Below are 20035 nucleotides of genomic sequence, written 5' to 3' on the forward strand. Positions count from 1 at the left end.
AACAATTGCTTCAACAAGAATACGATATTGTTATTATTGGAGGTGGTCTAGCTGGCCTATCGCTGTCCATTCAACTCGCACGTAAAAATTATAAGGTAGCTCTGTTTGAAAGAGAAACCTATCCTTTTCATAAAGTATGCGGAGAATACATAAGTCATGAAAGCTGGAACCATTTAGAAGAATTAGGGGTACCGCTTTCTGAATTAAACTTGCCGCAGATTCAGCGACTTCAAGTATCAGGGCCCGATGGTCTATTGTTAGAACATCCTCTCGACTTAGGAGGATTTGGTATTAGCAGGTATACCTTAGATGAACTTCTTGCCAATGCTGCGCGTTCGGAAGGTGTTCATTTGTTTGAGGGAGTGAAAGTAATGAATGTGGTGTTTCGAAATCAACGATTTGTAGTATTCACCTCAAAAGGAGAAACAGAGTGCAAGGTTTGTGCAGGCACATTTGGCAAAAGAAGCAACTTGGATGTAAAATGGAAACGTCAGTTTACTCAAGTACGGCCCAACAAACTCAATCACTATGTTGGCGTTAAATATCACATTAAACTTCCTTTCCCCGACGACCTCATAGCCTTACACAATTTTGAAAATGGGTATTGCGGAATATCAAGAATCGAAAAAGATTTGTGTTGCTTGTGCTATCTCACTACCGCAGAAAATTTGCGTAAAAGCAAGAATGATATTCGAGAAATGGAGAAAAGTATTTTAATGAAAAACCCTTATTTGGAAGAAATTTTCTCCAAAGCCAGTTTTGTGTGGGAAGAGCCGGTGACCATTTCTAGAATTTCATTCAACAAAAAAACAAGAGTAGAAAATCATGTGTTACTCATTGGAGATGCGGCAGGATTGATCACTCCCCTATGCGGCAATGGAATGAGCATGGCCTTGCATGGAAGCAAGCTGGCGGCTCATCAAATCGATGAATTTCTGCGAAACAAGATCAATCGCTTTGAAATGGAGCAACAATACAATCAGCAATGGGAAGCGCAATTCGGCAAAAGATTAATGGTGGGTCGCTGGATTCAATCGCTGTTTGGCGGTCGCTTTTTGACAAATTTATTCGTTAGAACGGCAAAATTCTCCCCAAAATTCACTCGGTTTTTAATTAGACTCACGCACGGCCAACCCTTTTGATGTATTTTTGCGTACCATGAAAACCATGAAGTTTTTATTATCCACTTTACTACTGATTGCCGGAATTAATGGGATAAATGCCCAAGGCTATCAGGCGGTGCACGGCTCCTCCTATATCGGCAGTTTAAATGCTCTACATAACCCGGCTTCTATTGTGAACGTTCCTTCTAAATGGGAATTGGCCATCTTTGGCGTTCAAGGAAAGGCCGCAACCAATATTGTTCGAGTTGAAAACTTCTCAATATTTTCTCCGGCGAGCAATTCAGAATACCAGTTTCTATCGGGCGATTACAAAAGAAAAGCCAATGCACAGGCTAACATCAATCTATTGAATGGACGCGTAGCAATCGGTAAAAACAGTGCCTTTAGTTTTGGCGCCAATATTCGCACTTATAACAATCTGAAGACTTCCGGTTACAATTTCATTGATACTCTTGATAATATCGGTCAGTTTATTGACATGAACACCGAGCGACAGCCCTTCAGCTTAAATACAGTAAGCAGTGGTTGGTTGGAATTGTTTGCAGGATACGGAAGAACGGTGTATGAAGACGCAGGTTTTAGGCTGAATGCAGGAGCTAATTTGAAACTCATGAGAGGTGTATTTGGGAATAACGCGTCTCTTATTAATGCAAGTGTAACACCGGTAAGCAACACCAATCCTACCCAATACGATGTAAGAACAGGTGCAATTGTACACGGTTATTCTTACAATTTCGATCAATGGAACAAGAACAATAGCAATGCAACCAATATTCGAAATTTCTATCGTTATAGCCTTGGAGGCTTTGCTTTTGATTTAGGAGCAGAATTGTTGTTTAAATCGCAAGCGATTGGTTCGGTAAATGATGAAGACAGTTATTACGACTATGATCTGAAACTAGGTGTTGCTATTGTGGATATTGGATTCAATCAATTCAAATACGGAAAAAACAGTGTACAAACTTCCGGTATTAGAGCCGGCACTACCAATGTAGTGATCAATCAGAAAATGGCTGCAGTGGACGATCGTGCACAATTTAACGATAGCTTAGCAACCCTGGTTACTACAATGTCTACTCTTAAAGGCTTTTCTTATAAGATATACAATCCAACGAGGATCAATTTGAATGCCGATTACTTTATTAATGGTGCATGGTATATCAATGCAGATTTGACGGTGAATGTTGCGAAATTTATTGCAGGAAAGAACTTGTATGTGAAAGACCTCAGTTTATTCAGCATTACTCCTCGGTGGGAAACCAATCGCTTTGGAGCCTATTTGCCTTTGCACGTAACACAAGAGGGAAATTTTTGGGTTGGCGCTGCAGGTAAGATTGGTCCCTTGGTTATTGGCTTGCATAATTTGGGTTATATCTTCTCTCAAAAGTCGATCCAAAACGGCGGTTTTTATATGGCATTGATCATTAAATCGGGTGGAAATTCTGAGAACAGAGGTGATCGAAGATTGAACTGTCCTCCGAGAAAACAATAGGCTAACTAATTAGGATATTTGATAATTTGATAAGAGCTACTCTACTTTTACTTAAGTATAGATTTGCATTCATTTGGAATTTTTCTGCCAACTGAACATTTTTGAATTTGCCCTAGTTGTTCTAATTTGCTCTAGATTATTTTCAGTTTAGAATGTAGGCTATGAAATCAATTTTAGTATTCTTTATTTTGATAGTTATTGGTCAACAAAGTGTTTTTGCGCAAGAAGAAAAAGAAACAATTTTTGCGTTGGATGAAAACTTTGTGGGCTGTGAATATAGCAAGTCGAAATTCATCTATGTTCGTTACAAAGAGCACGACAGTCTCTACAAATGGTCGCTGTATCATGTAGCAGGAGCGTTAATAAGAACAGAAGAAACCAAGGACGAGGACGGTGAATTAACTAATGGAATAACCTGCTTTTACAATAAGAACGGCAGGATCGATTCCTTGCACTCATATAAAAACGGAATTGCTGACGGTGACTACTATTATTGGAATGATACCGGTGCTATTGCAAAGATCGTCAACTTTAAAAATGGGGTGTTTGTTAAGGAGCGCTACAATCTTGAAAGATCGATCAGAACTCCTCTACCCTCAAATCTCGAGATTTCAGGTTTAGAAGTTGAGTCGGAATATCCGGGAGGAATATCGAAATGGAAACGCTATTTAGAAAAAACCTTAGAATACCCTGAAAGGGCCCTCAATTTAAAAAAGGCAGGATTGGTGAAAGTGATGTTCATTGTAGATTCGGACGGTAGCATCAAAGACATCCGCATTTTTCAATCGTTGGAATACTCCTTAGATAAACAAGCCATGCAAGTAATCCAAAATTCGAAGAAATGGACTCCGGCGTATCAGAATGGCAAGTATGTAAAATCTTACAAAATCCAACCAATTATTTTTGCGCTGAGTAAGTAAGAAAGCGAAGCTTACTAATTAGCTAATAACCACATCAACGAATTAGACTCCTCTTTCTTTTCTTTCAGAACTGTCATGGCATTTCAATAAGTTTTGAAAATTCAGAACTCGGTCGTAATTTTGTAGCACAAGCTTGAACTATGAAATTAGCAGAGGCAAAACAACAGTTTATTTCTTCATGGGGCGCATTTGGAACGCATTGGGGTATCAATAGAACCATGGCCCAGATTCATGCATTATTATTGATTTCTCCCGATCCTTTAAGTCAGGATGATATTATGGAAGAATTGAGTGTGAGCAGAGGAAATGCAAACATGAATATTCGCGAATTAGTAGATTGGGGATTGGTAGACCGTGTGATCATTCCGGGAGAGCGCAAAGAGTTTTTTGTAGCTGAAAAAGATATTTGGAAGGTAGCCACTCAAATTGTTCATGAACGTAAGAAACGAGAGTTGAATCCGATGTTGAAACTGATGGACAACCTGAGCGAAGTTGAAGGCGACAAAAAGGACAAACATATCAAGCAATTCACGGAAACCATTGACGGTATCAAACGCTTTGGACATAGTGCCGATAAGATGTTGGACACTTTGGTAAAAGCCGACGAAAACTGGTTTATTGGCAATTTGATGAAGTTATTTAAATAGTATGCGCAATTTGAAACTTCTCTGTGATGTGCACTCTTTCATATCAAATTAATGATCGCCTATTATGAACCCATCATTGATTCGGAATAAAAAATTCGACCTTGCAGGTCAAATCTTGATTCCTGTACTCCTATTAATGCTTTACTTAACCGGAATTGTGAGAGAAAGCGTACAGGCTGTTGGTTCAGGTTATTTTATTCTCGGAGGTTGGCAATTGATTAGTAGTTTGGTGCATCTAAGTGTTCAACGTGCGTTATGGAGTAGTGCACGTAAATTGTACAATTGGCTTTTAATTGCAACCATTATTGTTCCAATAATCATTGTTGTAGTTGACAATGACAGTTTTATTACTGTTGGTTTAGTTGTCTTAGGTTGGACCGCTATTATGGCGGTTTATTATCTAGTTATGAGTATTATTGAACACAACAAATGGAAGAGTTTGGAGATTGAGCAATTACAAAACGCGTTCAACGAAGAAAGCGATGAAACCCACTAAAAAAACGCTGGTAATAGGTGCTTCCGACAATCCGGAACGCTATAGTTACAAAGCCATGCACCTACTTAAGCGCCATGGACATCCAATTATTGGAATTGGGAAAAAAGCCGTTCAAGTGGCAGATACTACGGTTCAAACCGGCTTACCCGAACTCTCCGATATTGATACCGTAACGCTCTATGTAAACCCTGTGCATCAAGAAGCCTACTACAATTATATACTATCCATGCATCCGAAAAGGGTCATCTTCAATCCGGGCACCGAAAATCCGGAATTCGAAGATCGCTTGGAAGCAGCCGGCATTCAAGCTCAGGAGGCCTGTACCTTGGTTTTGCTTTCAACAGGTCAATACTAGTTTAAAGAACTTATTCACATTCCATTTGGTAACTTAAACATAACGGTGTTCTGAATTTGCTTTTTTGTAAATTCGGAAAACCTACATAGTTATGCCGTTAAAATGGAGAAAGTTTAGTGGTGAGGCCATTGAGATTCCCATTGTAGAGGCTGTTGAAGAGGCGATCAAGAGAGAAACTCAAAAAGGCTTCAAGCTAAAAGTATGCATCGGAACCGACTCACAAGTAAAAGGTCCGGAAACTGAATTCGCCACCGTTATTGTATTTCTTCGCGAGGGACAGGGTGGCTTTATGTTCCTTCACAATGAAAAGACCCGCCAAAAGTACAGCATCAAAGAACGCATGCTGGTGGAAGTAAGCAAAAGTATTGAAATCGCCTATGAGCTTTGTGGCCTGTTCACGCAGTATGATGTGGATATGGAAGTTCATGCCGATATCAATACCAATCCCCAGTTCAAAAGCAATGACGCACTCCGTGAAGCCATGGGTTATATCCTAGGAATGGGCTTTGCCTTCAAAGCAAAACCGGAAGCATTTGCGAGTAGTAGTTGTGCGAATAAAGCGGTGAATTGAATTAATAATTAAGAAGTAAGAATTAATAATTGGGCAGCTTCGCTGCTTGGCGAGTTCACCGCAGAGGCCGCCAAGAGCGCGAAGATGTCGCGAAGGATTTTGGAAACCACAGATAACCGTTAGTTCAGATTTTAAACATAGCTACCACAGATTAGATTCCGTTGTTCGTAGTGTATAACAGAATACTCAGACCCTAATCTGTGTAAATCTGTCATAATTTGTGCGAATCCGTGGTCAAAAAAATATTCGCCGCAAACAAAGGAGAACGCTAAGATTTCGCTATGTACTCTTTACTATTTATTTGACCAAGGATAGCCTATCTCTTCCATCTTCCTCCCTCTTGTTTTCCGGCTATTCAATGCTTACTTATTAATTAACTTTTACCGCAGCGGCGCAGCGTCCTTCGACTGAACCTTCGGTTCGCTCAGGACAAGCTCGCAGCGTTTTCGCAGCGCTGGCAGGCTGTCCGTATTTCCCCTTTTCCCGCAACGGCTTCGCCTGCGGGACTGCTTTTGCTGCGCAAAACCAGCTTCCTCATCCTCGTTCTTGTATTCCGGCTGTTTCATTATTAATTATTAATTGTTAATTATTAATTAGCTCGGCTGTTTCATTATTAATTATTAATTGTTAATTATTAATTACCTCGGCTGTTTCATTTTTAATTATTAATTAAAAATGGGCTCCCCTAAACAGAGAAGCCCATCTGATTTAAACCGTCCGATCACCTATTTAGAAGTTCTGACGAAGTCGACCAGTTCTGCTTTTGAGCTACTGAAAGACAATGCGTCGTATACGATGAAGAAGTTGTTCTTATCGATTGTTTTACGATAAGCGGCTTTTGCCACTTCTACTTTTCCTTTATCGAAGCTCATGGTGTTCATCAACTGTTTTACTTGTTCAGAAGTAAAGTAGTTGCGATCGATGGCTTGAAAGGCAATGGATGTTTTACCATTGTCGAAGCTTTCACGCTTCATGGTTTGCACCAGCATTTCGAAGCTGCGGAGATCCATGGCGTTGAAATAGCCATCGTGGTTGTCGCGGTCGTAATCACGGCCTCTGTCGCGGTCACGATCCCAATCTCTATCACGATCACCATCTCTACGATCATACACATCATTGATCATGTTTTCATCTACAAACACTTTGCCAAAACGGTTGATGATAATATCAGTGTGTGTGCGAGGTTTTACATAAATCGCATTGTTGTATATGAATTGTTTTTGACGATCGTTTCTAAACCACCCGCGTGAACGGGTTTCTTTCCAGTAATACACTTGAACGAAGTGTTTTCCGGGAGCCATATTGTCTAAGAATATTTCTCCGTTGCGGTCATTCACCATTCGTCCGTCCACTTCCACCAAATAGTTCGCTTTTCCTATTTGTGTGATGGAGAGCACTCCATCGAGGTCGCGGGCCATTACTTGAATACTTGTTAAAGCGATAACTAAAAGTGTAAAGATTTTTTTCATAAAAAATTCCTCCTTACACTTATAGAATCCAAAGGGGTGCCAAGGTTTAGAAGCGGGTCGCTAAGGTTCTGTTAAAAGGCCCGGGTATGAAAAATAGGGAAGAATGGCATCCTATAATTGAAACACTATTAATACCTTGTAAAAAATTCCGAATTGCGTATGCGCAACATACTATTGTCAGCACTCTGTACCACCTTATTCCTTGGTTCTTTCGCACAAACCAAATCCTTTCCCTATGAGCAAAAATGGGCGATGGTCGATTCCCTTTTCAATCAGGCTTCTTTACCAAAAGATGCTTTATTGGTGGTAAAAGAAATTCAGCAACAGGCACTCAAAGAGAAGAAACAAGATGTTTTGATCAAAGCATTGCTAGCTCAAATTACCATTGAGGCTTCTTTCGATGAAAAAACAGAAACCTATACTATTGAGCAACTCGAAAAACAGCAAAGAAACTATACCGGTGTAGCGCTGAATATCTATAAATCAATTCTAGCCAAGGCCTACCAAGAATACTTCAACGACAATAGTTACGATATCAAAGACCACGAGTTTAAGAAGAATGCTAAACTAGAGGACTGGACCACCGAACAGTTCTATCAACGTATCATTCGTTTGTATCAAGAAAGTTTGGCGAATCAGGAACAATTAAATGCCACTAAAGTAGAAAGCTTTGGCGCCATTGTTTCAAAAGGGACAAATCAGATAGAGAGAAAGGGGCTTTTTGATTTACTCTTGTACAGAGCGATTGAATTCGCCAACTCAAAAAACAACGACGACATTCCGGTAGACAAGCAATTTCAAATACCCGCTTCAGTTTACACAAGTTCTATTGCAAGCTTTATCAAAACTTCTTTCAAACCTAAAGACAGCACCGATGGTAATTTTCTAGCCTTGTATTGGATTCAAAAGGGATTGGTCTTCTTACAACAGAAAAATGAAACAGAGCGATTGGTGGCCCTCAGACTTGAGTTACTAGACAAATACAAAGAAGAAGCGGATGAGAAGGATTTTGAGCAAGTGTTAAAATCTTGGCTGGAAGAATACAAAACCAATGAAGCGGTTCAGCAGATTAAACTGTATGCGGCCAGACATTACTATGAAAAAGGCGGCGCTGCAAACATTAAAACATCGCTGCAATATGCGCAAGCGGTAATTACACAAAGCAAGATCAAAGAAAGAAGAGAGCAGGCAAAATTGATTGAAGACGAGATCAAGTTTCAGACGCATAGAACCACAGTAGAATCGATCAATATTCCTTACAAGCCATTTCGTTACTTAATTACTTACAAGAACATTTCCAGTGTATATGTAAGAATCATCAAACTCAACTATAAACAAGTTGAATCTCTAACGGATCAAATCAATGAAACCGACAAAGTTTTCAGTGAAGTAGTAACCTTACCCATTGCAAGAGCCTATCAACAGCAAATTCCATCAACAGAAGATTATCTTGAACATTCAGTTGAAGCAAAAATTGATGGTTTATCGCCGGGCATGTACGCCTTACTTACCAGTGACAAACAAGTGTTTTCTCCTGGCCAGAAGGGACTTAGTTTATGTCTATTTCAAGTAAGTGATTTGGGAGCGCTGTTGTCGGGAAATGATTTCTTTACTGTAAGCAGATACACAGGCAAGCCGGTACCCAAAGCATCGGTACAATACAGAACGGTACTACGTGACTTCATCACAGGAAAAATTTCCTACGCAATATCGAAGCCACAATTCACCAACAATAATGGGCATCTTGTTTTAGATTCTGCTGCCACTAAGGGAAACAATTCCTATAGCTTTATTGTAAAGACCAGCACCGACTCTTCCATTAATAATTTTGGATGGATCCAACCGTATTCAATTCAATCTGAAGCTGCTCCTGTAACGCAAATAGTATTGATTACCGACCGTGGCATTTATCGCCCGGGACAAACTCTTTACTTTAAAGGAATCGCCTATCAGCAGCGGCGTGGCTCAAACCTAATGCAGCTCAAAAAAGGGTTAACAGATGTAATAGAAATCAGAGATGAGAATAGCAGTGTAGTAGGTAGAGTGACCCTCACCACGAATGAGTTTGGTTCGTTTCATGGAAAATTCGATTTGCCATCGCAATTGATGAATGGATCCATTTACTTTCATGATTCACTAAATCTTGTTTCATCGTATTCGGTTCTTGTAGAAGAATACAAACGACCCAAATTCATTGTCAGTTACACGCCATCGAAAGAACTCAAAAAATTAAACGATAGCATTCAAGCTCAATTCCAAGCCCTTGCTTATTCCGGAGAACCTATCACAAATGCAAAGGTCTCTTACTCCATTTCAACAGGCGGTACTTGGCAAGCGTATCCTCGACAATTGCGTGTTCGAATACCAGGCATTAATAAGTCTTCACCACTAATTACGGGAGAAACGAAAACCAATGAAACAGGTTCTTTTACAATACCCTTTAAAGCAATTGCGCTAAACGAAGAAGATTCAAAGAGTTTTTCCATCAAAACAATGGTAACAGATGCAACAGGAGAAACGATAGAGTACAACCAAACCGTTTATCTACAGCGCTATCCACTTAAACTTGTCGACCTATTTGAGGACACTTACACAAAAGAAACCATTCAGAAATTAGTTGTCTCAACCACCAACTATTCAAATCAAGAGGTTTCAACACCAATAACCGTTAAAATAGAAAAACTTTCAGAGCTCAATAATCCGCTAAGACAGAGAAAATGGAATGCCCCCGATCGTTTTATATACGATGAAAAAACCTATCACTCCTTTTTCCCCTTTGATGAATACAGCAATGAGTCGGATTTTAAGAATCGAAAAACAGTGAACGCCCAAATCGTATCTGGGACTAGCAGCGATAAAAACGCATTTAAATGGGACAACTATAAATGGGAAGAAGGAAGTTATAAAGTAAGTGTAATTGGCAGTACCCCAGGTTCAACCGATTCTCTGATCCGATACTTCAAAGTAAACGGTGATGAAAAAACATGGGACGATCTTGAATTCAGCATCGACGAAAAGCAAATAACGTGCAAAGCTCCACAATTTCAGATAAATTCAAATATTGACACGCTGAACCTAATTGGATTCATTTCATCTGACCGTAAGAACAGTAGAATGATCATTTTAAATGATGTATTGAAAAAATCTGAGAATTTAGTTATTGAGGATAGTACCCATGACTATGAATTAAGTTTTGCCACCTACCGATACAACCAGTTTATCAGTAGAAACGAATACTTCACCGCAAAGCAAGAAGATGAAAATTTAGATTTTACCATTGATGGATTAAGAGACAAATCGATTCCGGGATCATCCGAAACCGTCTCCATTCAATTCAAGGGTAAGGATGCGGAACGAAAATCAATTGAACTATTGGCTTCAATGTATGATCAGAGTTTAGACGCCTTTAATCCTAACCGAATTCCAAGTATTGGTCGCTATTGGGCTGTTAACACTCATAGACGTTTTCAAGGAGTGGAGAATGATCAAATCACAGCTTCAATACTAGACAACAACTATCCGGTAGATACTATCAATTGGAGTTTTGATAATATTGCTGAAACCGGAGTGGATGGAGCAGATGATTCTTACGGGATCGCTATTACTTCAAAATTCACAAGTCCTAAAATTGATTCAGACAGACCATCAACTTTTCGAGGCAATTATGAAAAAGGTAATACTTTCGGCTTTTTTTCGGAGGCGGATAAAATCAGTTATAATCTTCGAGGTAAAGTTGCTGGAGTTCAAATTACAGCAAACGAAAAGCCACAAGCAAGCGACGAAAACCCAGCCCCCATCCGCCGCAACTTCTCCGAAACCGCTTTCTTCTATCCCGAACTTAGAACCGATGATAGCGGACGGATTAAATTCACTTTTACCTATCCCGATGCCTTAACAAAATGGCGTCTGCAATTATTTGCTCATAGCCTGCAAGGCAAAAGCGGCTATAAAGAAGCGAGTACCATTACTCAAAAAGACTTGATGGTGCAAACCAGTCCACCTCGCTTTTTGCGCGAAGGCGATCGCATGGACTACAGCACTAAAATTGTAAATATGACCGACAAAGAACTCACCGGTCAAGTTCAGTTACAATTGTTCGATCCTGCTACCAATGTTCCGGTAGATGGTTGGTTCCGCAATTTCTTCCCCAATCAATATTTTACCGTTCCTGCGAATGGATCGGTGCCGGCCAGTTTTACCATTGAAGTGCCTTATCAATACAATAAACCGGTAGAAGCAAGAATCATTGCGCGTGTCGGTAGTATTTCTGACGGAGAAAGCTATACCCTACCCGTTCTCACCAACCAGGTGTTGATCACCGAAAGTTTGCCCATTAAAATGATGGGCGATGGTTTCAAACCTTTCCGATTCAACAGTCTTTTGAAAAGCGAAGGCAATGAACAAATTTTACATCAAGGCGTAACCGTAGAGTTTACGGCGCAACCGCTTTGGTATGCAGTACAGGCCTTGCCCGCACTTTTAGAAAATGCGCAAGATTGCGCCGATCAAAGTTTGAACAAATGGTTCGCGAATGAATTGGCAGCATCCATCATTAAAACCCATCCGGGAATGGCAAAAGCTTTGGAGAAATGGAGCAAATCGAAAGACCCAAATTTCGATGCGGTGCTTAACAAGAATCCGGAACTCAAACAAGCTATTTTAAGAGAAACCCCTTGGGTATTAGAAGCCGATAACGAAGCAACACAGTTGAAGAATCTGGCCTTATTGCTTGATATAAATAAGTTGAGTCAACAAAGAATCAACAGCATTCGATTGTTGAAAGACTTGCAAAACGAAAATGGTTCCTTCCCTTGGTTCAAAGGTGGACCTGATAATAGTTGGATGACCAATAAAGTACTCACCGGAATTGGTAGAATGAAGCAATTGGGGTTGATTGATATTGATGAGGAACCCATTGATGAAATCACAGACGATGCTTTGGAGTATATGGACAAGTACTGGAATGCCAGAAGAGCGGAAGAACTCAAATTGAAAATAGCAGTTCCAAATGCTTCGGATGCAAAGATCGACTATGCATTTATGCGATCTTATTTCAGTGTCAATCAAAAAGACACCGCCTTGGCCAATACCCTAAAATGGATTTTAAAATCCATTGCTACGGGTTGGAACAATCAAAGTATTTATAATAAAGCGAGAATTGCGTTAGCGGCGCATCGTTTGGGCGATAAAGCATTGGCAGCAGCGGCATTAAAATCGATCGATCAATTTGCATTAAGCGATCCGGAATTGGGTATGTATTGGAAAGAAAACAGTGCGCGCTTGTACCGCAGTTATGGTGGTGTAGAAACACAGTCGGCAGCTATTGAAGCCTATGCAACCATTCAACCCGATGCAGCCAAAATTACCGCCCTGCAACAATGGCTTTTGTTGCAAAAACAAACCCGCGATTGGGGTACCGGCAGTTCTACAGCGGAAGCTTGCTATGCGCTGCTGTACAACAAAGCGAAGCTGGCTTCAGAAAATAGAAAAATAAAAATCACGATGGGTTCTACTTCGTTTGAATCGAATGAAAATTCGGCGCCAGGCGGCTATTTCAAAGAAGTGATTCCTGCTAAGAATGTAAAACCAAGTTTGGGAGCTATTCAGGTATCGGTATCCGGTAGTCAAAGCAATAGTCCAAGCTGGGGTGCTGTATACTGGCAGTATTTCACCGATGCAGCCAATGTAAAAGACATTGCGGCAGGAATGAGTTTGAAAAAGCAAGTATACAAAGTAAGCAAAACAGCGAAAGGAGAATCATTGGAATTGGTTACAGAGAACAATGCCTTGAAAGTAGGCGATCGCATTCGGGTGAAACTAATGATAACCAGCACTCGTTCTTTCGACTATGTGCAATTAAAAGATACCCGTTCGGCATCCATGGAACCACCTTTGAAAGATGCATTAAGTGGCTACAAATGGAACAAAGGGTTGAGTTATTATCAGAGTTTCAAAGACACCAGAGTCGAATTCTATTTCGACAATCTACCCAAAGGCAACTTCACCGTAGAATATGATGTGTTCATTACACATACCGGCACATTCAACAATGGCATCGCTGAAATACAGTGTTTGTATGCTCCGGAGTTCAAAGCGTATTCGGGAGTGGGGAGGTTTCAGGTGGAAGGAAATTAATAATTAATAAGTAATAATTAATAATTGAACAGCCGAGCTAATTAATAATTAACAATTAATAATTAATAATGAAACAGCCGGGGAGATGATTGGTGAATTTGGGAGTTTGTGAATGTGGTTATGAAATAAAGAGAGACTGCCAGCGTTGCGAAACCGCTGCGATCGCTGCGCCGCTGCGGTAAAAAAACACTAAAAATATTCAACCAGTTTATTTTACCGCAAAGAAACAAAGTACGCAACGATTCGCAACGAAAAACTTAGCAAATTCTCTGCGCTCTCGGCGCACTTTGCGGTGAACCTCCACGCTTCCAAACCCCAAATTCCCTAGTTTTGCCGCATGGCAATAGACCTACTCATTATAGGCCAGGGAATATGTGGTACATGGCTCAGTTATTATGCTGAAGAAGCAGGACTCTCCTATAAAGTAATTGACGAGCAAAGACCCGATCGGGCCTCTTACATTGCTTCTGGAATCATCAATCCCGTAACAGGCAGAAGAATCGTAAAAACCTGGATGATCGACGAAGTGATGCCCTTCGCCGCACAGGCTTATACAGAATTTGGAACAGAATTGGGTATTGAAGGCATCTTCCTAAAACCCATTATTGATCAACACGCTTCGCCTCAAATGAAACTGGCCTTCGAAGAACGTGTGAAAGAAGGCACTGAATACATCTCCCTACCCGAGAACGAACGCGATTGGCTCGAATACTTCGACTATCCCTTTGGGTATGGAACCATCCACCCTGCCTATGTAGTGAACTCACCTGAGTTATTAGTAGCATGGCGAAAAACCTTGAAACACAAAGAGCGTTTGCTTGAAGAACGCTTTGAGCTCAACGAATTAAATCTCGATAAGGAATGGCTGACTTATAAAGGAGTAGAAGCGCACAAAATCGTGTTTTGTGATGGCATCGACAGCTTTGAAAATCCTTGGTTCGAGCGATTGCCTTCTACCAAAAATAAAGGTGAGGTTATATGGATCGAATGCAAGGGCTTGCCCGATACACATATTTTCAAAAAAGGGATGAACCTCGTTCCCTGGGAAAAAGACATCTTCTGGGTAGGCTCTACTTATGAATGGGAATTTACGGACCCCAATCCTACTGCGGCCTTCAGAGAGAAAACACTGGCGCATTTGAACCAGTGGTTAAAACTTCCATTTAAGGTTTTGGAGCACAAAGCATCGATCAGACCCGCTACCATGGAACGCCGCCCCTACGTGGGCTTTCACCCCAAAGATGAACGCATTGGCATTTTAAACGGTATGGGTACCAAAGGATTTTCATTAGGTCCTTATTTTGCCCAACAACTCGTCGATCATTTAAAAAATGGACGTACTATTGCACCCGAAGCGGATTTAAAACGATTCAGCCGAATCCTGAGTAGATAGCGATTGAATTGCTTTGAAACTATTATTTTTAAGCAATCAATTCTACCGCATGAGTCAGACTAAAATGTACGCCATCCCCGATCGCTTTCGCAAGATCGAAAATTTACACATTGTTTTTTGGTTGTTGAAAGATTTGGGTTGGGCCATGCTCTGGCGACCATTGGGCATTGCCATGATTGTACCTACTATGGCCGTTGCCATTCTCATTACCTGGCAAACCAGAAAAATCAAAGCCGAATTGTTTCACAACCTCGCCATCGTAAGTTGGATTTCAGCCAATGCCTATTGGATGATCTCCGAATTCTTCAAATGGCCCGATGAAACGCGCTACTACGCCGCCATACCCTTCAGCATTGGCATTCTATTCATAGGCATCTACTACTTCGTTATACTTCCGAATGAAAAGAAAACAGAGAAAATGGTGACGATTGAAGTGGAAGTATCGGAATCGATGCTGAAAGCTGGGGGAGAGAAGTGAGTAATGAGTTTTGAGTTTTTTAGTTTTGCGCAGCTGCGCTGCTTGGGAGGCGCAAAGGAGATGAAGGGTAAAAAGGAGCGCAAAGCGACATGATTGTGGCAACTATCCAATCATTCGCATCCAATGCACAGCCCCGTTAGGGTCGAAATGATTGTAGCACCCGTCAGGGGCGATATGATTGTAGATCGGAATGATTTTAGCAATGATTGTAGCCCTATCATCATCGTTCAACCGAAATCATTGTATCAAAATCCCATTATACATCGTTTTTCCCATCCCAAATCCATTGTTTTCTTCAATCATATTTCGTAAGATTGTAATACCTAAACCCAAACCTTGCCCGGCGATTCTCTTAATACAAACAACTCAGCAGCACCAGTTTATGGAACAGGTTTCAGTGCTTCCAGTAAACCTGCACCCCCCATCGACCTAGAAACAGATCAAACCGATTATTCTGCTGTTTCTACATTTGTGATTCTTACAATTCTGGGATTACTAATGCTAAAAAATCCGCTGTTTCGATTCATTCGAAGAAAACAGGTTGGATTAATCCTAAACCAATACGATTGGTTCTATCATTCTATTCTTGAAAAGAACATTCCTTATTATAGCAAACTTTCATTCGAGGAACAACAGCGGTTTTTAAGAAGGACCGTTGCATTTATGAAATCGAAGCGTTTCCATTACTACGATATGAAAGAAGAACCCCAGGTTCCGCTGCTCATTAGTGCCGCAGCTGTGCAATTAAGTTTTGGGTTGAAACATTATCTTTTAAAAGAATTTGACACCATACACGTACTCAGCGGCAATTACCGTTTTGCCGGGCTACCGGTTGCTTTTGAAGGACATGTTTCTGAATCGGACATCTTCATCAGTTGGGAAAGTTTTGTAAAATCATTTGAAGACTATTCCGATGGCAACAATGTGGGGCTACACGAAATGGCCCATGCATTAAGTAAAGTCAATGCAGATGTTGAAACTCCGGAAGACGAACTCTTCGCTCAGCTCTTCAAAAAATTCAATCAAATTGCTCGACCGGTTTTCTATGAAATTCAAACCGATCCTTATTCTTTCCTCGGCGCTTATGCCGCTACCAACATGTATGAATTCTGGGCCGTGTGCGTGGAACAGTTTTTCGAACGCCCTCATGCCTTCCAAATTCACCACGGTCGCCTCTACGAAGCCATGACCATCTTGCTCAACCAAGACCCGCTTCAACCTCAAATCATTCTAGAGCCTATTGACAATGAATAAGTTATGAAACCAAAAATGTGCAAAACATTTTTACGATCAACTGCTTTCATTTTTCAAAGATTCTTTCTATTTTGTTCGCATCTAATCCCTCCGCTCCCAATTCCCTTGAATTATCACCCCCTATTTCCATGATACCGTAGTGTATCCAGTGTTCCTTCGTAAAGCCATAAGCGTACCGTATTCCAGAATTTGCAAATTGGACCTTATGGAACTAGTTATACTCTTGTTGGTGATAGTTGGAATAATAGTGTTCTTCGAGCCACTAAATGGCCTGTATAACCGAATTATTGAAAAGCTCGCGTACAAGAAATTTCTTGCACACGAACCCTTTCTTCACTCCATTATTTCGAAAAATATTCGTTTTTATAAACGCTTAACGGTAGAAGAACAACACCGTTTTCTCTTCCGCACATACATCTTCCGTCAATCGAAACGTTTTCACTACATTGAATTGGAAGAAATTCCTGAAATGAGCGTCCTCATCAGTGCAGTAGCCGTGCAGCTTACATTCGGATTAGAGCGTTACAAACTAAACTATTTCAAAAACATCTTCGTTTTAAAAGACGACTATCACTATGGTCTTTATTCACGTCCATTTCAAGGGCATGTTGACCACAGTGGCATCTATTTAAGCTGGGACAATTTCATGCGCGGCGTTCAAGGTCTCACGGCCAATTGCAATGTTGGTTTGCATGAAATGGGTCATGCGCTTACCTATGTCAACTTCATTACACAAACCGAAGAAGACAAGCATTTCAAAAAAGAATTCAAAAATTTCTCTAAAGTGGCGCGCCCCATTTTCGAATCGATGCAAACGGGCAGACGCAATATTCTCGGTGATTATGCAGGTACCAATTACCACGAATTCTGGGCCGTGTGCGTGGAACTATTTTTCGAAAACCCCATTCGTTTCCGTCACGAATTACCCGATCTATTTGCAGCGATGAAGAAACTTTTGAATCAAGATCCCATTGTTATTTTGAATACCAATAGAATCAAAGCATCGGATTTCTTTGAAGATTACAAGATGCAGAAGATGTCGGTGAATTGAGAAGGAAGAAGGTAATTAGTGAATTTGGAAATTTGTAGATGCGAAAATCGAATACCCCAAGCAAGGTTCCTGAGCGGAGTCCGAAGCGCAGCGTAGGACGCAGTCGAGGGACCTTTCATTCAAAGCAAAGAGAAAAAATTTCTCGCTTCTCATCCGGACCCTCTACAAATCCATGCACCCCGAACTTGTAGGCGCTTAATTACCAAACCATCTTCAACCTATTAAATTTCAATAATTTACATCCTTCCCCCTCCCCCAAACTTCCCAAAGGAAAATTGCATTATTGGAAGTACCTTTGCGACCTGATAAAATCCAGACATTATGTTTAGATCACATACCTGTGGTGAGTTAAGATTGGAGCACGCCAACAGTACAGTAACCTTAGCCGGTTGGGTGCAAACGGTACGTAAATTCGGAAGCATCACTTTCGTAGACTTGAGAGATCGCTATGGCATCACGCAATTGTTATTTGGAGAAGAGTTGAATTCGCAGTTAGACGCCAATCCATTGGGTCGCGAATTCGTATTACAAGTAACCGGTCAAGTTCAAGAAAGAAGCAATAAAAACCCCAATATTCCTACCGGTGCTATTGAAATCAAAGTAAGTTCCTTCAACATATTGAACAAATCGGCGGTTCCTCCTTTCACCATTCAAGATGATACAGATGGTGGCGACGACCTCCGCATGAAATACCGTTTCCTCGACTTGAGGAGAAACGCCGTTAAAAAGAACTTGGAACTGCGTTATGCCGTGAACAGAAGCGCGCGCAACTATTTGCACGAGCATCATTTTATGGACATTGAAACTCCTTTCCTTATTAAATCAACTCCGGAAGGAGCACGCGATTTCGTAGTGCCTTCGCGTATGAATGCGGGTCAATTCTATGCCCTGCCTCAAAGCCCCCAAACATTCAAACAACTCTTGATGGTAAGCGGTTATGATCGCTACTATCAAATCGTAAAATGTTTCCGTGATGAAGATTTGAGAGCCGACCGTCAACCCGAGTTCACCCAGATCGACTGTGAAATGTGTTTTGTAGAGCAAGAAGACATTCTAAACACCTTCGAAGGTTTGATCAAGCGTATTTTCAAGGATGTGAAAGGAATTGATTATACTGACAAAGTAGAACGCATGAGCTGGGAAGATGCGATGTGGACCTATGGTAACGACAAACCTGATATCCGCTTCGGCATGCAACTCTTGAACTTGAAATTCCCTGCACACACCTTCCCCGGTCGTCCTTCCATCAGCAATTTAATTGATGGAGCGAACTTTGGTGTATTCGACAATGCTGAAACGGTTGTAGCCATTGCGGTTCCCGGATGTTCCGAATATACACGTAAACAAACGGATGAATTGACCGATTGGGTGAAGCGTCCTCAAATTGGAATGATGGGCTTGGCCTTCATTAAATACAATGCCGACGGTACTTTAAAAAGCAGCGTCGACAAATTCTACGACGAAGCTCGCTTGAAAGCAATTGCCGAAGCCGCAGGTGCAAAAGCCGGTGATTTGATCTTGATCTTAGCCGGTGCCGAAGAACGTACACGTAAGGCGATGAGTGAATTGCGTTTGGAAATGGGTAAGCGCCTCGGACTTCGTAAAGAAAATGAATTCAAATTATTGTGGGTACTCGATTTCCCACTGTTCGAATACGATCCCGAAGAGAATCGTTGGGTAGCCCGTCACCACCCCTTCACTTCTCCGAAGCCCGATCAAATAAAAACCATGATCGACAACGAGCCAAGTATCAAAGACGCAGCCCGTTACCTCGAGCATCCTTATGCGAATATTAAGGCAAATGCTTACGACATGGTATTGAACGGTAATGAAATTGGTGGTGGTTCTATTCGTATTTATCAACGCGACTTGCAAGAGAAAATGTTTGCTGCCTTGGGTATGAGCGAAGAAGAAGCCCTTCACAAATTTGGATTCCTCTTGGGTGCATTTGAATACGGCGCGCCTCCGCATGGTGGTATCGCTTTTGGTTTCGATCGCCTTTGTTCTATTTTAGGAGGAAGTGAAAGCATTCGTGATTTCATCGCCTTCCCTAAAAACAACAGCGGCAGAGACGTGATGTTAGATGCTCCTTCTACAATTGATGACAAACAATTGAAAGAGTTAAGCATTGCTACTAAGCTAAACGACTAGTCGAAAATTTATATATGTTATTAAAGGATGATCAGTATATTTGGTCATCCTTTTTTTATGCGACAAAAAACAACAGCCACAGTTTTTAATTACTTGAATATGATTGTTTCTACAATCTTCTTAATAACTTCAATTATTGGAATACTTACGTCCGGTCTAATTTTGGGGGCTTGGTCCATTTTTTTCTATATCTTAGTTATCATTCCATTTGGTGGTAGCGTGTGGAATACAATTTTGTTCCGAAGGTTTTTAAAACGATACTATTTTAAATCTTACACAACCAAAAATCTGACTGCTTTTCTAAAAGGAACCCGTGTAGCTGTTTGGATATTAGTTATCATGTGCATACTTGCAGTCTTATTTACTGTATATAATCTAATCCAAATGTCCAATCGCGATGAAATTAGTATTAAATATACCTATATTGTTCCGGCAGTTTATACTGCAATGTTTGTGATTTATCTAGTTTGTGCGTTATTGCAAACAACACTGCTTAAAA

15 protein-coding genes are annotated in these 20035 nt (G+C 40.8%); 13 read left to right on the forward strand and 2 right to left on the reverse strand.

All coding sequences use genetic code 11. The features are described from left to right. The first annotated feature begins 5 nt into the window (after nucleotides 1-5). From ACQ2HE_RS09515 to ACQ2HE_RS09545, 7 genes are all read left to right on the forward strand, one after another. Nucleotides 6-1142 carry an NAD(P)/FAD-dependent oxidoreductase gene (locus ACQ2HE_RS09515; RefSeq protein WP_430898217.1) on the forward strand — a complete coding sequence of 379 codons (1137 nt, stop codon included), beginning with the start codon at nucleotides 6-8 and terminating at the stop codon, nucleotides 1140-1142. 25 nt (nucleotides 1143-1167) lie between these two features. After that, a complete protein-coding gene (locus ACQ2HE_RS09520; protein ID WP_430898215.1) occupies nucleotides 1168-2616 on the forward strand; it encodes a hypothetical protein in 1449 nt (482 codons plus the stop codon). A gap of 161 nt (nucleotides 2617-2777) precedes the next feature. Continuing rightward, the gene (locus tag ACQ2HE_RS09525; protein ID WP_430898213.1) at nucleotides 2778-3536 is read left to right on the forward strand and encodes an energy transducer TonB; all 759 of its coding nucleotides are present in this window, start codon (nucleotides 2778-2780) and stop codon (nucleotides 3534-3536) included. Nucleotides 3537-3676: 140 nt separating this feature from the next. After that, on the forward strand, nucleotides 3677-4183 hold the full coding sequence (locus ACQ2HE_RS09530) for a GbsR/MarR family transcriptional regulator (RefSeq protein WP_430898211.1): 507 nt from the start codon (nucleotides 3677-3679) through the stop codon (nucleotides 4181-4183). Between the two features lie 64 nt (nucleotides 4184-4247). After that, a complete protein-coding gene (locus tag ACQ2HE_RS09535) occupies nucleotides 4248-4679 on the forward strand; it encodes a hypothetical protein (protein ID WP_430898209.1) in 432 nt (143 codons plus the stop codon). Then, nucleotides 4666-5034, forward strand: a complete 369-nt coding sequence (locus tag ACQ2HE_RS09540) for a CoA-binding protein (protein WP_430898208.1) — start codon at nucleotides 4666-4668, stop codon at nucleotides 5032-5034. Before ACQ2HE_RS09535 ends, ACQ2HE_RS09540 begins: the two co-directional genes overlap by 14 nt. A gap of 91 nt (nucleotides 5035-5125) precedes the next feature. After that, nucleotides 5126-5605, forward strand: a complete 480-nt coding sequence (locus ACQ2HE_RS09545; protein ID WP_430898206.1) for a ribonuclease H-like YkuK family protein — start codon at nucleotides 5126-5128, stop codon at nucleotides 5603-5605. Between the two features lie 380 nt (nucleotides 5606-5985). Here ACQ2HE_RS09545 and ACQ2HE_RS09550 read toward each other — a convergent pair whose 3' ends face one another. Both ACQ2HE_RS09550 and ACQ2HE_RS09555 read right to left on the reverse strand, forming a co-directional pair. Next, nucleotides 5986-6171, reverse strand: a complete 186-nt coding sequence (locus ACQ2HE_RS09550) for a hypothetical protein (protein WP_430898205.1) — start codon at nucleotides 6169-6171, stop codon at nucleotides 5986-5988. 159 nt (nucleotides 6172-6330) lie between these two features. Continuing rightward, nucleotides 6331-7074, reverse strand: coding sequence for a DUF4476 domain-containing protein (locus ACQ2HE_RS09555; protein ID WP_430898204.1), 744 nt, complete (start codon nucleotides 7072-7074; stop codon nucleotides 6331-6333). Nucleotides 7075-7233: 159 nt separating this feature from the next. On the opposite strand from ACQ2HE_RS09555, the gene ACQ2HE_RS09560 reads away from it, so the two are divergent. The 6 genes from ACQ2HE_RS09560 to aspS all read left to right on the forward strand — a co-directional run bounded on the left by ACQ2HE_RS09560 (nucleotide 7234) and on the right by aspS (nucleotide 19536). Then, nucleotides 7234-13209: an alpha-2-macroglobulin family protein gene (locus tag ACQ2HE_RS09560; protein WP_430898203.1), complete on the forward strand. Its 5976-nt coding sequence runs from the start codon at nucleotides 7234-7236 to the stop codon at nucleotides 13207-13209. A gap of 337 nt (nucleotides 13210-13546) precedes the next feature. Continuing rightward, the gene (locus ACQ2HE_RS09565) at nucleotides 13547-14602 is read left to right on the forward strand and encodes an NAD(P)/FAD-dependent oxidoreductase (protein WP_430898201.1); all 1056 of its coding nucleotides are present in this window, start codon (nucleotides 13547-13549) and stop codon (nucleotides 14600-14602) included. A gap of 49 nt (nucleotides 14603-14651) precedes the next feature. Next, on the forward strand, nucleotides 14652-15080 hold the full coding sequence (locus ACQ2HE_RS09570; protein WP_430898199.1) for a hypothetical protein: 429 nt from the start codon (nucleotides 14652-14654) through the stop codon (nucleotides 15078-15080). 336 nt (nucleotides 15081-15416) lie between these two features. After that, nucleotides 15417-16334: a zinc-dependent peptidase gene (locus tag ACQ2HE_RS09575; RefSeq protein WP_430898197.1), complete on the forward strand. Its 918-nt coding sequence runs from the start codon at nucleotides 15417-15419 to the stop codon at nucleotides 16332-16334. 205 nt (nucleotides 16335-16539) lie between these two features. Continuing rightward, a complete protein-coding gene (locus tag ACQ2HE_RS09580) occupies nucleotides 16540-17385 on the forward strand; it encodes a zinc-dependent peptidase (protein ID WP_430898195.1) in 846 nt (281 codons plus the stop codon). 321 nt (nucleotides 17386-17706) lie between these two features. Continuing rightward, nucleotides 17707-19536 (forward strand): aspartate--tRNA ligase, encoded by a 1830-nt coding sequence (gene aspS, locus ACQ2HE_RS09585; RefSeq protein WP_430898193.1) that lies wholly within the window; start codon nucleotides 17707-17709, stop codon nucleotides 19534-19536. Nucleotides 19537-20035: the final 499 nt, after the last annotated feature.

This window comes from Endoryza foliicola (assembly GCF_050589245.1).
Lineage (GTDB): Bacteria > Bacteroidota > Bacteroidia > Chitinophagales > Chitinophagaceae > Endoryza > Endoryza foliicola.